Source organism: Halomonas sp. A020, assembly GCF_027943625.1.
GTDB classification, from domain to species: domain Bacteria; phylum Pseudomonadota; class Gammaproteobacteria; order Pseudomonadales; family Halomonadaceae; genus Vreelandella; species Vreelandella piezotolerans.
On the sequence record NZ_AP022850.1, the window covers coordinates 788357 to 803951 of the forward strand.

General features: G+C 60.6%; 13 protein-coding genes. 5 read left to right on the top strand and 8 right to left on the bottom strand.

What is annotated here, in order from left to right; translation table 11 throughout:
* Positions 1 to 3: 3 nt before the first annotated feature.
* The 7 genes from fdh3B to FRH_RS03650 all read right to left on the bottom strand — a co-directional run bounded on the left by fdh3B (position 4) and on the right by FRH_RS03650 (position 7501).
* Positions 4 to 618, bottom strand: coding sequence for a formate dehydrogenase FDH3 subunit beta (gene fdh3B, locus FRH_RS03620; RefSeq protein WP_139525806.1), 615 nt, complete (start codon positions 616 to 618; stop codon positions 4 to 6).
* A gap of 61 nt (positions 619 to 679) precedes the next feature.
* Complete coding sequence (locus tag FRH_RS03625; protein ID WP_139525807.1) at positions 680 to 3535, bottom strand: molybdopterin-dependent oxidoreductase; 2856 nt, start codon at positions 3533 to 3535, stop codon at positions 680 to 682.
* Between the two features lie 24 nt (positions 3536 to 3559).
* Positions 3560 to 3763, bottom strand: coding sequence for a twin-arginine translocation signal domain-containing protein (locus FRH_RS03630; RefSeq protein ID WP_139525808.1), 204 nt, complete (start codon positions 3761 to 3763; stop codon positions 3560 to 3562).
* Between the two features lie 76 nt (positions 3764 to 3839).
* Complete coding sequence (locus FRH_RS03635; RefSeq protein WP_153843029.1) at positions 3840 to 4493, bottom strand: molecular chaperone TorD family protein; 654 nt, start codon at positions 4491 to 4493, stop codon at positions 3840 to 3842.
* 4 nt (positions 4494 to 4497) lie between these two features.
* Positions 4498 to 6210, bottom strand: a complete 1713-nt coding sequence (locus FRH_RS03640) for a 4Fe-4S dicluster domain-containing protein (RefSeq protein WP_281997779.1) — start codon at positions 6208 to 6210, stop codon at positions 4498 to 4500.
* Positions 6211 to 6407: 197 nt separating this feature from the next.
* The gene (locus FRH_RS03645) at positions 6408 to 7064 is read right to left on the bottom strand and encodes a DUF3306 domain-containing protein (protein WP_153843027.1); all 657 of its coding nucleotides are present in this window, start codon (positions 7062 to 7064) and stop codon (positions 6408 to 6410) included.
* The gene (locus FRH_RS03650) at positions 7061 to 7501 is read right to left on the bottom strand and encodes a DUF3305 domain-containing protein (protein WP_139525812.1); all 441 of its coding nucleotides are present in this window, start codon (positions 7499 to 7501) and stop codon (positions 7061 to 7063) included. The genes FRH_RS03645 and FRH_RS03650 overlap by 4 nt, the downstream gene beginning before the upstream one ends.
* A gap of 151 nt (positions 7502 to 7652) precedes the next feature.
* Between FRH_RS03650 and FRH_RS03655 the strand changes: the two genes are divergently transcribed.
* Genes FRH_RS03655 through FRH_RS03675 form a run of 5 tightly spaced genes read left to right on the top strand, consistent with a single transcriptional unit; the run spans position 7653 to position 12422 of the window.
* Positions 7653 to 8510 (top strand): formate dehydrogenase accessory sulfurtransferase FdhD, encoded by an 858-nt coding sequence (locus FRH_RS03655; protein WP_281997780.1) that lies wholly within the window; start codon positions 7653 to 7655, stop codon positions 8508 to 8510.
* Positions 8507 to 9127 (top strand): molybdenum cofactor guanylyltransferase MobA, encoded by a 621-nt coding sequence (mobA, locus tag FRH_RS03660; RefSeq protein ID WP_281997782.1) that lies wholly within the window; start codon positions 8507 to 8509, stop codon positions 9125 to 9127. Before FRH_RS03655 ends, mobA begins: the two co-directional genes overlap by 4 nt.
* Entirely contained in the window at positions 9124 to 10377 is a 1254-nt protein-coding gene (gene glp, locus FRH_RS03665) for a gephyrin-like molybdotransferase Glp (protein WP_281997784.1), read from the top strand. The genes mobA and glp overlap by 4 nt, the downstream gene beginning before the upstream one ends.
* Entirely contained in the window at positions 10374 to 11366 is a 993-nt protein-coding gene (gene moaA / locus FRH_RS03670) for a GTP 3',8-cyclase MoaA (protein ID WP_139525816.1), read from the top strand. Before glp ends, moaA begins: the two co-directional genes overlap by 4 nt.
* Positions 11367 to 11369: 3 nt before the next feature.
* Positions 11370 to 12422: a CobW family GTP-binding protein gene (locus FRH_RS03675; RefSeq protein WP_281997785.1), complete on the top strand. Its 1053-nt coding sequence runs from the start codon at positions 11370 to 11372 to the stop codon at positions 12420 to 12422.
* On the opposite strand, the gene FRH_RS03680 is transcribed toward FRH_RS03675, so the two are convergent.
* Positions 12402 to 15452 carry an EAL domain-containing protein gene (locus tag FRH_RS03680; RefSeq protein WP_281997786.1) on the bottom strand — a complete coding sequence of 1017 codons (3051 nt, stop codon included), beginning with the start codon at positions 15450 to 15452 and terminating at the stop codon, positions 12402 to 12404. The two genes, FRH_RS03675 and FRH_RS03680, sit on opposite strands and share 21 nt — an antisense overlap.
* Positions 15453 to 15595 lie beyond the last annotated feature (143 nt).

The following is a 15595-nucleotide window of genomic DNA, read 5'->3' on the forward strand; positions in this document are numbered from 1 at the left end:
TCCTTACCCTTTGCGGGCAGCATCGTAGGCAAGGTTGTCAGTGCTAGCCTGAGGATTGTTCGACCACGCACCATCTTTATGGCCACGGTGTACCACGCGTTGACGGAAGATATCGGCAACGTCCTGCGCGTCTCCGGCCAGCAGCGCTTTAGTGGAGCACATCTCGGCGCACAGCGGCAGCTTGCCTTCTGCGATGCGGTTAGAGCCGTACTTCTGGTACTCCTCTTCTTTGGTTTCGGCGGGACCACCAGCGCAGAAGGTGCACTTGTCCATCTTGCCGCGCTCGCCGAACGCATCTTGCTGCGGGAACTGCGGCGCGCCAAAGGGACAGGCGTACAGGCAGTAACCACAGCCGATACATAGGTCTTTATCGTGGAGTACGATGCCGTCGTCGGTTTTGTAGAAGCAGTCGGTGGGACATACCGCCATGCAGGGGGCATCGTCGCAGTGCATGCAGGCAACGGAGATGGACATTTCGTCCGCTTCACCGTCGTTCAGGGTCACCACGCGGCGGCGCTGAATGCCCCACTCGACGTCATTGGCATTCTTACAGGCAGTGACGCAGCCATTGCACTCGATGCAGCGCTCGGCGTCACACATAAATTTCATTTGAGCCATGGTGTTCTCCTCGTGCCGGTGCGGGGGTAGCCACACCGGCATGCTGTCTGGTCAGGTCGTGTTAGCTGGCGCGTTCGATACGGCAAATGGTGCACTTGGTCTCTTGCATCAGTGTCACCGGATCGTAGCCGTAGGTGGTCGCGGTATTGGCCGCTTCACCAGTCACGTAGGGAACGGTGCCTTCCGGGTAGCGGTCGTGCAGGCTTTCGCCCTGGAACACGCCGCCAAAGTGGAACGGCATGAACGCCACTTTACGATCCACGCGGGGCGTCACCAGTGCTTTTACTTTGACCCGACCACCTTCGGCGCCTTCGACCCACACCTGATCGCCATCGCGGATGCCAATGTCGTTGGCATCGGCTGGGTTGATTTCGACGAACATCTCCTGCTGCAGCTCGGCCAGCCAGGACATGGAGCGCGTCTCTTCACCGCCACCTTCGTACTCGACCAAGCGACCGGAGGTCAGAATGATCGGATACTCCGCGCTGTTGTCACGGTCCTGGATGGTTTTGTACATCGTGGGCAGACGCATGATGGAGTCGAAATCGTCCCATGTCGGGTAGCGCTCGACCAGGTCACGGCGGGTGGTGTAGAGCGGCTCCCGGTGTTTCGGAACGGCATCTGGGAAGGTCCACACCACGGCGCGCGCTTTGGCGTTGCCGTAAGGCGCACAACCGTGTTCGATGGCCACCCGCTGGATACCGCCGGAGAAGTCGGTCTTCCAGTTTTGGCCTTCGGCCGCTGCTTTCTCCTCATCGGTGAGATCATCCCACCAGCCCAGATCTTTGAGCAGCTGATCGGTAAACTCCGGGTAGCCGTCGTCGATGTCACCGCCAACCGGTGCCGAGCCTTCCGCCAGCAGGTTCACACCGTCGCGCTCGATACCGAAGCGGGCGCGGAAGCCCATGCCGCCTTCCATGACCGGGACGCTGGTGTCGTAGAGGTTGGGCGAGCCGGGATGCTTGAACTCAGGCGTTCCCCAGCAGGGCCACGGTAGGCCGTAGTAGTCGCCATCGGCAGGGCCGCCCTGGGCACGCAGGTTCTCAAAACTGAAGGTGTGCCAGTTTTGCTGGTGCTCTTTCAAGCGCTCTGGGCTTTGGCCGGTGTAGCCGACGGTCCACATACCGCTGTTAATTTCACGCAGTACGTCTTCGATCACCGGTCGATTGCCTTCCATCGCGAAGTTCTTCACGAACTCGTTGCCAAAGCCGAGCTTGTTGGCAAATAGATACATGATTTCGTGGTCCGGCTTGGACTCGAACAGCGGCTCGATGACCTGGTCGCGCCACTGAATCGAGCGGTTCGTTGCCGTGACGCTACCGGTCGTTTCAAACTGGGTGGCGGCGGGCAGCAGGTACACGCCGTCGGTACGGTCATGCATGACAGCGGCAACGGTGGGATACGGGTCGACGATGACCATCATCTCCAGCTTCTGCATCGCCTTCTGCATTTCGACGCCGCGGGTTTGCGAGTTGACCGCGTGGCCCCAGTAGAACATCGCTTTCAACGCAGTGCGCTGGGAGATGTTGTCATCCTCTTCCAGCACGCCATCCACCCAGCGAGAGACGGTGATACCGCTGGAGTACATCGGTTTGCCATCGGCGTACTCGGTGTCGTCGAAGCGGCCTTTCAGCCATTCGTAGTCCACGTCCCACACCTTGGCCCAATGCTGCCATGCCCCCTCTGCCAAGCCGTAGTAACCCGGCAGGGAGTCACACCCTAGCCCCAAGTCGGTCGCGCCTTGCACGTTGTCGTGACCACGCAAGATGTTGGCGCCGCCACCGGATTTACCGATGTTACCCAGCGCTAGCTCTAGAATGCAGTAGGCGCGGGTGTTGTTGTTGCCGGTGGTGTGCTGAGTACCGCCCATGCACCACACCACGCAGCCGGGGCGGTTGTCGGCAAGACGCTTGGCTACGTCGAACATCTCGGCTTCGGGTACGCCAGTAATGTCTTCGACGACGCTGGGCGGGAACTGGGCGACTTCGGCCCGCACATCGTCCATGCCATAGACGCGCTGGCTGATGTACTCACTATCTTCCCAGCCGTTTTCGAAGATGTGCCACAGCAAGCCCCAGATGTAAGCCACGTCCGAGCCGGGGCGAATGCGCACGTACTTGTTGGCTTTCGCCGCCGTACGCGTAAAGCGCGGGTCTGCGACGATGATGTCGCAGTTGTTGCGCTCTTTGGCAATCAGGATGTGCTGCATGGCGACCGGGTGCGCTTCACTGGGGTTCGAGCCAATGAACAGGATCGCCTTGCTGTTGTGCATATCGTTGAGCGAGTTGGTCATCGCTCCATAACCCCAGGTATTGGCTACACCCGCCACGGTCGTGGAGTGACAAATACGTGCCTGGTGGTCAGTGTTGTTGGTGCCCCACATGGAGGCGAGCTTGCGCATCAGATACGCCTGCTCGTTGTTGAACTTCGCCGAGCCCAACCAGTAAACGCTGTCCGGGCCGTAGCTGTCGCGCAGCTCGAGCAGCTTGTCGCCGATCTCGTTGACCGCCTCGTCCCAGTCCATGCGCTGCCACTCGCCCGCCACTAACTTCATCGGGTACTTCAAGCGGCGCGTGGAGTGGCCGTGCTGGCGCAGCGACGCGCCTTTGGCACAGTGGGCCCCACGGTTGATCGGGTGGTCGAAGGCAGGCTCCTGTTTGGTCCAGATTCCCTCTTGCACTTCGGCATAGACACCACAACCCACCGAGCAGTGGGAACAGATGGTGCGCTTGGTCTCCACCGGGGAGTCGAGCACCGGCGTTTTATTCGCCGCTTCGGTGCGCTGCATCATCGGCGCGCCCATGAAGCCTGCTGCGGCAACGCCGCCAGTGGCGACGCCCGTACGCTTCAAGAACTGACGACGGGAAATACCCAGTCCAGTGGTCGCAGGGGCGTTCGTTTTACGAGTTAAACGCATGGCAAATCTCCTGGCAGTTCGCCGTCAGTCACGCAGCGATGCGTAGTAAGCACGAATATGGTCGGTCTCACGGTAGTTCACCGTCTGCTTATCGCGCTCGACCGGGCTCTTGTCATCCGCCTGTGCCAAGGTGACGTGGCCGACCGCAGCGGCGGCACCCGCAGCAGCGGTGCCTAAACCAACGGTTTTCATAAACCGGCGGCGCTCAGGGTTATGTGACTGGTGCATGGGGTTCTCCTCTTTCATGCTTTTCTTATACGTGGCCAGCAGGCCTGTCGTTCACTTACCGCTGCGCACGGTCACGTCACGGTGTGGCTTTGCGCGCTGCACCGGCATCATAGGAAGCAGGCTCCACTATGCGTACCGGTCGATAGGCCGTCTGATCGCTCAAGCGTGCCTGTTCGCTCTCCATGAAAGCGCTACCCAACTGCCCCAGCGCTGCATAGAAAGCGGTGTCTACGTTGGCAAGGTCATCCCAACAGCGGCTGGCCCAAGGGGCAAGATGCCGTTGAAAAAAGGTAAATTGCTCGCCATTTTGTGCCGCGATGAGCATGGCCATCACTTCACACACCGCGGCCAGGTGATCTTCTGGATCCCGGGTATGCTCGCAGCGCTCGAAGCCCAGCGCTCGGAGGTCTTGGCGCAGTGCGACCAACGCGGCTTCCATCAATTCGCCATTTCGGTACCAAGACGCATAGGGGACTACGTCGCCTTGAATCACGCCGACCAAGTGGCGAAAATGCGCCCGTTTCAAGCCGTCGACATCGCTCTGGGCCGCGGCCAGCGACAGCGCCGCCCAACACTCGGCAATACGGCTACCGTCTTGCTCGTTATCCAAGCTCGCCAACCACGCCAGCAGCTCGCCATCCGGCGCTTGGCGCAGCAGGCTGGCGAGCAGTTGGTAGATATCCATGCGCAGTGCATCGGTGTCGCTTAGCGTCGGCATTGCATCGCTCATAGCTTCATACCTTTAGTTGCGCGTTAGGGTCGCGCGCCATGGTTTTCCAAACGTCTTTCACCCGGCAGTCTTCGCACATTTCCAACCGCGCCATGGCATCCCCGGCAAAATAAGGGTGATTGGCCAGCTTGGCTTTGATGGTGGCCACGGTACTGGCCGTGGCGAACGGCTTACCGCAGCCGATGCACTCGAACGCCGCCTCCTCATGGCAAATGTGCCGTGTGTCGCGCTCGGGCGCGGCGAGGAACCCCGGCGCCAGCGTAATGGCGTCTTCCGGGCAGGCCTGTTCGCAGAGCCCGCACTGCACGCAGTCTGCTTCGAGAAAACTCAGCGCGGGGGCGTTGCCCCCTGACTTGAGCGCAGGCGTTGGGCAGTTGCTGACGCAGGCGTGGCACAGCGTGCAGGCCGCGCTATCCACCTGAATACCACCGTACGCCGCGCCCTGAGGCATGACATGACGTTCACCGCTGGGCGCACCCAACTCGGCCAGTCGCGTCAGAACCACGTTCAGGCGGGCACGCTTGTTAGGCTCGTCGAAGTTCAACGGCGACTCGGTGAGCGGAGTGAGGCTCGGCAGCGCATCGCGCTCGCTCTCGGCTCCAGCAGGCAGCAGCTTGATGCGTGCCGTGTCGTGGCCAAGCGCGGTCAGTAGCGCGTGCGCCTGGGCGATTTGCTGCTCTAAAAACGCGCTGAGCCGATTCGGCATGTCATCGTGAAGCTGAATGCGCACTTCGGCGGCACCGCTGGCAAGTGCCGTCAGCCACTGGTCGTGACCCGCCGCGCCCAGTTCTTCTAAGGGTGCATCGATGATATGACCCGGCGTGGTAATACCTGCGTTGCGCTCGGCTTCCAGCGAGTCATGGGTGATGAAGCGCAGCACCGGCACCTCGCCACCGGCGTCGCGGTAGGCAGATAGCCAAGTGGCGAGCGTATCCTGCTGCCGGCGGGTTTCCGGTAGGCGAAACTCGATGGCACCGGTCGGGCACGCGCTGGTGCAGCTCCCCACGCCCTGGCAGAGAAACGGATCGATCTCGATGCGCGACTCGATACGGCCTTGGATGCTGGCAATCGCATCCGCCGGGCAGACGTCGAGACAGCGGGTGCAGCCAACGTTACCACTGGACGAGTGGGCACAAAGATCGGTATTGACCTGGAAATAGCGCGGTTTGTCGAATTCGCCCACCAGTTCGGTCACGCTCTCCAGCACGTCGGCACGCTCTGCCTCCTGACGCTCCCACGCGAGGCGCAGGTAGCCCGGCGGCGGCAACTCCCATGCAGCCACGTCCAATGCGCCTTCGGTGAGATCCAGCACCACGTCGAAAACGTCGCGTTCGATCAATGCTTGCGCCAGATTGAGCGCGTCGCCATCGGCTTGAGCCAGGGTGGTTCGGAACCCGCCCAGGTGGCCCGCAATACGCAGTTGGGGCTGCTGATGTGTGCTCAGCAGGTGTGCGGTAACCGGCTCGCTGGTGGCAGGAAGATCGACAGCGACATCCGTCGTCAGCAGCGTCAGCGACGCGAGCCCACGACCTTGCAGCGCACGCGCCGCTGAGCTGACGGACGCTGCACGACCCAGTAGCAATACGTGCCCTCGGCTATGGTAGGTCACGTTGGCAGGCGTTAAATTCACCGGCCATGAGATACGCCGACGCACCGCTTCACGGGCGGCGGCGTTACGCTGGTCGTCGATCGACGCCAGTTGGATTCGTTGGTTCATGCATTCTCACGGTCAAGAGGTCGTTTTTGTTATAATTAGCGTTTAGATGTCGTCATTTCGAGGATGACTTTCGACGTTATATCGACATAGCTTATTGTATCAGCGTACGGCGCAAACCGCTTTTTTGCCACTTCCATTGGTCGAATCGCTGTCAACGCAAGCCTGCTCGGTTTTTTACAACCCACTGATTCAAAAAGCTAACCGTCTTTTTTTCGCTCTCCCAGAGCGTGATCGGAATCATCAGACCGGTCGTCTAGTGAGACACTTTGTACAAAACTGTCATCACTTGTGCAAGCGCTCCCCTGCCCAGCTCCCTTCTCATCCTCATCATGGCCCGCGCGTTCTGCGTCGTTTTGCGCGGACTCGTCCAGCTTATCGAGGGCCTCCTCTGCTTTATTGGCCCAGCGCCGCAGCTTGCCCGCCAGCTCGCTCGCCATCGGCTTCAATTGCTGAGTGTAGTCAGCGTCGTAATCGTCCAGACCATCGCGCACGTTGTAGTTACCGGTGGCCCAGAGCCTGCGTAGTGCGCGACGGCGCAGGGCGGCGCTCACGCCAGGCACCATGAAGGCACTGAAATCACTGCCAGCAGGCAGCGTATCCGGATCGGGCAGCGTGTGGTCCAAACTACCGGGGGGTGGCAACGCTGACGTCTCTTGCTCGTCAGTGGCTGCCTCGACTGCTACGTCATCGGCCCCATGATCGGCAACATTAGCGCGCTGTTCCGCCGACGGCCTGACGCGCTCACCTTGCTCGACACCCGTAGGCTCGGAAGAGTCAGTTTCAGACGAGCTAGGCGGAAGATTATCGTCATCGAGACCGCGCTTTTTACGCGACCAGCGCTCAAAACGGCTCACTGCGGCTGCTCCTTGGCCGGGGTCTCTTTACCACGCCCGGCTCCTTTGCGTTTTTTCTTGCGGGTTTCCACCGGGGCGTCACCGTGGCGGGCGAGGTAGTGCTCGATCCACACTTGAATCGCCATCGGCATGGGCGCTTCCAACACCTGCTGCTCGCCATCGAGCCAGCCCGCGGCGACGTCTTGGCTGGCGGTCATCGCATCGGGCGTCGGGGTCTGCCCCGTGAATCCAGCACGCACGAACAGGCGCGGTGTGGACGAGGTAAGGTTGAACCGGTAGGCCGCTCGCTCGGTCATGTAGAGCTGCAAGTTGAGAACACACTCCCCCTGGTCGCCCGGCACGAGCTCGGCAATACGCCACTGGGTCTGTGTGAAACGTCCCACCTGCTTGGCCTCCGCCATCAAGGTGACGCTCAGCGCGCGCAAATTATCACTCATGGGTTTCACCCCCTTAGACCTTGAACGGGTAGACAAGTAAGCCTTTTGAGCGCCATCATCGTCAACTCAGACTATTTTACTCAACTATTATCGTAATGTTCGCCGTGTTTGCGTTACCCACACCACGTTTTGGTATCAGTGAGGATTGCGGATGCCCGCCCTTCAGCTAAGCCGAGCCCGCTTACCGGCCACGACCACCATCGATGTCATGGATGCCTACGGCGACACGCGCGCCCAGGCGATTGCCGCCGAGCGTGCGCTCACGGTCTACCTCAATAAGCGCGAGATCGTCACGCTAATGACCCTAGGAGACGACCCAGAAGCGCTGGTGGTAGGCTACTTGCGTAATCAGGGTCTATTGCGCAGCGCCGAGGATTTGGCTGCCGTGCAGGTCGATTGGGACGTCGAAGCAGCGGTGATCGTCACTCGCCATCTGCCGGAGGACTTGGAAGCGCGCCTGGGCAAACGCACCGTGACGACCGGATGCGGCCAAGGTACCGTGTTCGGAAACCTGCTGGAGCAAACCGCCCTGACCGCGCTGCCCGAGACACCGTTGGCGCAATCCACTCTGTATGATTTATTGGCTAATTTGAACACCTATAACGACACCTATCGCAGCGCGGGGGCGGTTCACGGCTGTGCGCTGTGCCACCAAGCGCGGGTGCTGGATTTCGTCGAAGACGTGGGCCGCCATAACGCCGTCGATACGCTGGCCGGCCGCCAGTGGCTCAATCAAGCGGACAGCCAGTGCGCCGATATTTTCTATACCACCGGCCGCCTCACCTCCGAAATGGTGCTTAAAGTCGCGCAAATGGGCATTAGCGTGCTGGTATCGCGCTCAGGCGTGACGCAAAAAGGCGTAGAGCTGGCCGAACGTTTCGGCGTCATGCTGATCGCTCGGGCCAAAGGCAAAAGCTTCCAAGCGATCAACACCGCTGGCCGCTTGACCCTAGACGCCATTCCCCCCAAACCGCCCAGCGCGCGCTCGTCCAAGGAGGCAGGCGTATGATGGCCAAGCAGGATCTCACCGGAATGATTCTCGCCGGCGGCGAGGGTCGCCGTATGGGCGGTCGAGACAAGGGGCTCGAGCCTTTCGCGGGCCTGCCGCTGGTGGCGCATACCGTCAAACGCTTTGACGGTCATGTGCATGAGCTGATGATCAACGCCAACCGCAACGGCGATGCCTACGCGCTGTTTGCCGACCGCGTCATCGCTGATGCCGAAGGCGGTTTCAAAGGTCCGCTGATGGGTATTTACAGCGGCCTATGTGCCGCCCAAACGCCGTGGCTATTGGTCGCCCCTTGCGACTCCCCGGCGCTGCCCTTCGATTTGGTGTCGCGGATGATCGCGGGGGTTATCCAAGAAGGTGTCGAACACGACATTGCCGTGGCCTTCGATGGCGAGCGCCTGCACCCGGTCATCGCGCTACTGCGCACGTCGCTGGCCGACGATCTGGCCGCGACGCTGGCCGACGGCGAGCGTAAAATCGACCGTTGGTACGCCCGCCACGCTTGGTGCCGCGTCGATATGTCGGATTGCCCGGAAGCGTTCGCCAACCTCAACACCGAAGAGGAAAAAGCGCGTTTGGAGCAGGCCATGACGACATCCTCCCAGGAGGTGCCATGAGCCTATCGTGTTTCGAGCTGGGCGAGCAGATGCTGAGTGTCGAGGCCGCCCGAGCGGCGCTGATGACGCTGGTGGAAGCGCCGGTGGCCGTCGAGCAGGTGCCGCTGAGCCGCGCCTACGGGCGCAGGCTGGCCGTCGACATCACTGCCCGAATCAATGTGCCGCAAAATACCAACGCGGCGATGGATGGCGTTGCCCTGGCATGGCCCGAAGCGCCGCTTCATGATGCGCACTTTCCGATCATCGGCGACGCCGTTGCCGGGCAAGCGTTCGACGGTCGCGTGCTGCCCGGCCAGTGCGTACGCATCACCACCGGCGCGCCCATGCCTAGCGGCACCGATACGGTCATCATGCGTGAACAGCTCATCGAAGAGGCGCACCGTGTCACCGTCGAACGCCCTGAGCGCGTCAGCGTCGGGCAGCACGTTCGCCAAGCGGGCGAGGACATTGCCGAGGGCGATGTGGCGTTGACGGCAGGCACCCGGCTGGACGCTGCAGGCATGGGTCTGGCAGCCTCGCTGGGCTATGCCGAGATCACGGTGTATCGTCGTCCCAAGGTCGCGATTTTCTCTACCGGCAACGAAGTCACGCCGCCAGGGGAGCCGTTGCCCAACGCCGGGATTTACGATACCAACCGGTTTACCCTGATGGGCATGCTCAGCGAGCAAGGGGCCGAGGTCGTGGATCTAGGCATTTTGCCCGACGACCCGCACACCATCGAACGGGCGCTGGCCGAGGCTGCGACACAGTGCGACCTAGTGATCACCAGTGGTGGCGTATCGGTCGGTCATGCGGATTACACACGCACCGCGCTGGAGGCCCTTGGGCGGCTGGCCTTTTGGCGAGTGGCGCTGCGCCCCGGTCGCCCCATGGCCTGCGGCCAGCTAGGCGATTCGCGCACGCCGTTCGTGGGTCTGCCGGGCAACCCGGTGGCCGTCATGGTAACGTTTAGTCAGTTCGTGGTGCCGCTGCTGCAGCGGCTGCAAAGCCAACCACCGGCAGCACCGCGACGGCTGACGGCGGTGGCCCAAACGTCTCTCAAAAGTCGTTTGAAACGCACGGATTTTTTGCGCGGTGTCTATACGTGCGATGACCAGGGAGTGCTGCACGTGCGCAGCACCGGCGCCCAGGGTTCGGGTATTTTGACATCCATGGTGATGGCCAACTGTTTGATCGAACTTGGCGATGACCAAGCAGGCGCTCAGCCAGGCGAGGCGGTCTGCATTCAACCCATAACGAGCTGGCAATGACCGAACAACTGATCGACGATTTTGGCCGCCGGGTACGCTACGTACGCATGTCGGTCACTGACCGCTGCGACTTTCGCTGCGTGTACTGCATGAGCGAGGAAATGACGTTTCTTCCCCGTGCGCAAGTCCTCACACTGGAAGAGCTGGCCATGGTGGCACGCGCCTTCACCGAGTTGGGTGTCGAGAAAATCCGCCTGACCGGGGGGGAGCCGCTGGTGCGTAAAGGCATCGAGCAACTCGTGGACGACATCGGCGCTCTGCCGGGGCTGGACGACTTCACCATGACCACCAACGGTGCCAGCCTACGTAAACACGCCAAGCGGCTCTACCAAGGCGGCTTGCGTCGGCTCAATATCAGCCTCGACTCTCTCGATCCCGAGCGCTTCAAGCAGCTCACGCGCACCGGCGATCTCGCCAAAGTGATCGACGGCATCCACGCCGCCCAAGAGGCGGGCTTCGAGCGCATCAAGCTGAACGCGGTAATTTTGAAGGGCCGCAACGAAGACGAAGTGCTCGACTTGGTGACCTTTGCCCGCCAGGAAGGCCTCGATATCAGTTTCATCGAGGAGATGCCGCTGGGCGATGTATCGGATCACTCCCGGGCGGAGACTTTCTACTCCAGCGACGACGTCCAGGCGATGATCGAAACCCGCTACCCGCTGACGGCGACTACCGAGACCACGCCCGGGCCGTCGCGCTACTTCAGAATGGCCGACAGCGATAGCCGCGTAGGCTTTATCTCGCCCCATAGCCACAACTTCTGCGATAGCTGTAACCGCGTTCGGGTCACCGTGGAAGGCCGTCTGCTGCTGTGCTTAGGGAATGAACACTCGGTGGACTTGCGCGCCGTGTTGCGCCGCCACCCTGGCGACATGCAGGCGCTCAAAACCGCCATTATCAACGCCCTGCCGCTCAAGCCAGAACGCCACCACTTCACCACCGACGGTGATGTGCAGGTGGTGCGTTTCATGAACATGACCGGAGGCTAACCGTTGGCTGCTGCGTCACGCGTACCCGTTCACATCGTCACCGGCTTTTTAGGTAGCGGTAAAACCACGCTTATCCACAGCCTGATCGAACAAAAGCCTGTGGATGAGAAGTGGGCCATTCTGGTCAACGAATTTGGTCAGATCGGCATCGACCAAGCCATGTTCGATCGCCGCGACGATGTGGTGGTGAAGGGCCTACCCGGCGGCTGTCTGTGCTGTCAGCTTGCGTTCGTGTTACAGGCCGCGCTGGTCAATCTGTTGGCGCGCAGCAAGCCTGACCGGGTGATCATCGAGCCCTCCGGCCTTGGCCACCCGGCGGGGTTGCTCGACCTGCTGCGCGGTGAGGCGTTTCAGGATGTGGTAGCCGTACAAGATATTATCGCCACGCTCGACCCTCGTCGCCTGGACGACACCCGCGTGCGCGAGCACGAGACGTTTCAAGACCAGCTGCAGATGGCCGATGCCATCGCCATTACGATGGGTGACCAAGCAAGCGAGGCCCAGCATCGTCGAGCGCAGCAGTTTGTCGGTGCGCTATGGCCAACGCCAAAGTGGGTGCATATCGTCGACCACGGCAAACTTCCCGTGGCGCTGCTGCTGGAGAGCGGTCAGGCCAGCCAGCCAGCGCAGACCGCGATGCCTGACGCGCACCACGCCTTGGCGGCGGCCCCGAGCCTGGATGGCGCGTTTTTCGATTTCCCACCGCCGCCCGGGGCACCTCAGCAGCAAACCGCCAACACCTTGGGCTACACCAGTACCGGCCTGCGCTGGCACCCCACCGAACGCTTCGACCTCGACCTGCTTGCCCACTGTGTCGGTGAATTACCTACCTCCGCTCGGGTGAAGGGCGTGTTTCACACCACGGATGGCTGGAAACGGCTCAACCGCGCCGACGGAGCGCTCAGCGTCGCCAGCAGCGCCTGGCGGCAAGACTCGCGGATCGAAGTGATTACCCCCGACCCTATCCCCTCCGACGCTATCGACACTATCGAACACGCGGCGCTCATCGCCACCCTGCATGCACAGCTGGCTCGCTCACGAGTGGAAGCGCCCTGATACCATCGCCTCGATCTCACTGACCGGAACCGGGCGACCATACAAATAGCCTTGAAAGGCGTGGCAGTCGTGAGCCATGAGCCACACCTGCTGGGTCTGGGTTTCGACCCCCTCGGCAATGATGTCGAGGTTCAAGCTCTTGGCCAGGGCGATGGTACTCTCCACGATCGCCGCATTGGCCTTGCTCTCAAGTACTTGGTGTACAAAGGACTGATCGATTTTTAGCTGATCCAGCGGCAACTGAGCCAAATAGGCCAACGACGAGTAGCCGGTGCCAAAATCGTCCAATGAAAAGCGCACACCCAACGCCTTCAAGCTCAACATTTTATCTCGAGCGTCGTCACGGGCCTCCACGAAGAGTGACTCGGTGACTTCGAGCTTGAGCTGGGCCAGCGGCGCTTGGGTGCGCTGAAATACGTGCTCCACGCGGGACAAAAAGTCCGCCTCGCGAAACTGCAGCGGACTGATGTTGACCGAGATCGTCAGGTGGCTGAGCAGCGGTGAAGGCGCCCAGCGAGCAAGCTGCTGGCAGGACTCCTCCAATACCCATTCGCCCACGTCGTTGATCAGCCCGGTGCTCTCCAGTAGTGGAATAAACTCCCCCGGAGAGACCATGCCACGCTCGGGGTGCTGCCAACGCAGCAGCGCTTCCACCCCGGTGAGCATACCGTGGCGATCCACCTGAGGCTGATAGTGAAGTCGCCATTGCTGATTCTCCAATGCCTGGCGCAGTTCCGCCTCAAGCTTCACTTTGGCCAGCAGCGCGGCCTGCATGGAGGGATCGAAGAAACGCAGCGATTGTCGCCCGCCCGTCTTGGCTTGAGAGAGCGCCATATCTACCTGCTGTAGATAGTCGTCGGCGCTCCGCTGACTATCCGACACGATGGTAATGCCCACGCTGGCACTCACCACGGCACTCTCTTCACCAATTGGGACGGGCTCGTCCAGCGCCGCTAACAGTTTTTTGGCGATGTGCTCGACTAACGCGTGCGTTTGGCGTGGGCTACCATCCACGCCTTCGATCAACACGGCAAATTCGTCACTGCCCAGCCGAGCGAGCGTGTCGGTGTCACGCAGCATTTGACCGAATCGGCGGGCCACGCACTGCAACAGTTGGTCCCCCGCGTGATGCCCCAAGGTGTCGTTCACATGGTTGAAGTTATCGATGTCGATCAGCAAGAGCGCGCCACAGCGCTGATGGCGGTTTAGCTCCTTCAGCGCCGTGCCGACACGGTCCATGAAGAGACGCCGGTTGGCGAATCCGGTGAGCGGATCGTAAAACGCCAACTGGTGAATCTCCTGCTCGGCAGCTTTGCGCTCACTGATATCGCTCATGGTGGCGACGTAGTGAGTCAGCTCGCCCGCCGCGTCGTATACCGCACTAATGGTCAGCCACTCGGGGAACAGCTCACCGTTTTTGCGCTGATTCCAAATTTCTCCTTCCCAACTCCCCGTGGCCATGACGCTGCGCCACAAACGACGATAAAACGCCGCGTTATGGTGGCCCGAGCTGAACATGCGCGGGTTCTTGCCCACCACTTCTTCATCGCTGTAGCCAGTAATGCGTTTGAAGGTATCGTTGACCTTTAAAATGTTACCCCGCGCGTCCGCCACCATGATGCCCAAGTGCGCCTGAAAAGCCGCAGCCGCGATTTTCAGCTCGACTTCTGCTTGTTTCGCGTCGGTAATATCGCGGGTCACGGATAAAACTCCTTCGATGTGATGAGTGTGACTGGCCAACGGGCTCACCGTGGCGTGAAAGTGACGCTGCTGCTGGCCAAGCAGTAACGGATATTCGAACGTCGCCACCTGTCCGGAGCGCTGGACTTGGTGGAACACCTTATCAAAGGTCTTGGCCAGCGTGGCAGGCAGTACTTCATCATAATGTCGCCCTAGCGCTTGCTGGCTTTCCAGCAGAAGTTTGTCCTTCTCGATGGCGTGAACGAAGCGAAACCGCCCTTGACCATCGAAGACGAAAATCAAATCTTGCAACGAGTTGATCAGCGCGTCCAAGCGCGCCTCCCGGGATTGCAGCCGATACGAGAGCGACAGTCGATTCAAATAGTGCCGCACGCCCCAGGCCCCCAGTAGCAACATCCCTCCCATTGCCAGCGTGAGAACCAGGCCGCGTTGACGCCAACCGGCAAGCTGGCGCTGCACATCGACCCCGACCACTACCAGTACGGGGTAATTGCCGACACGCTGCATATGGAACAGGCGCTCGCGCCCGTCCAGCGGCGAGCGAGCCGTAAACGTTTGAGAGGCTTGCTGGGTGGTCAGCCACTGCCGTGTCGCCGGATCGTCGATCTGCATGCCCACCAAGGCAGGTGGATCAGGCACGGGATGACGAGCGATGAGCTTCAAGCTACCGTCGACCAAGCTCATGCTTTCGCCATCATAAACGCGCATTTGTTGAAGAGCGTCCATCAGGGTTTGGGGCACCAAACGCGCGACCACGACGCCATCGAAACGATCGTTTTCGCCGCTGATTCGCCGAGCGTGATAGAGATAAAACTGACGATCCTCGTCCGACCAGTAAAGCGGCGTCACGAGCTCGCGCTGGCCCCCTTGCTGAAATGAGCGAAAAAAATCAGTGTGACTAATATCGATGCCCGCATGGCGATTATCACGACTACTGATCCATACGCGTCCTTGGTCGTTGAGAATACCGATCTCATTGATCAGCGGCATATACCGGGTCAAGGCTTCTACGGCCCCCTGTATGTCAGCCATACCGTCAACGCTATCGAACCCGCGGGTCTCAACGTGCTGAGCCAAGGTGAAAAGTGCTTGCCCGCTCTGCCCAAAGACGCCTTTCGCCCACTCGGTCATGACGTTAGAGCGGGCAGAGGCCCGGGCTTCTGCCGCACGAATCTCCTGCTGGTACTGGCCAGTCAATAGCCAACCAAACAGCGACACCACCACACACAGCGCCAAAAAGAAAAAGCCGATCGCGCGTCGCTGCAAACGTCGATAACGTGGCAATACGGGCACATCGCGGCTCGTTGCATCACTGCGAGAAGGAAACATGGCACATCGACCTTATTCAGGTATCCCGCAGGCGCACCTGATACAGTGTAAAAAAGAACAGTGGAAGATACACCAACGCCAGGCCAAGATGACATCACCCCATAGTGGCGCGTTGTTTTTTTGATGTATATCAGTTTTTAGCC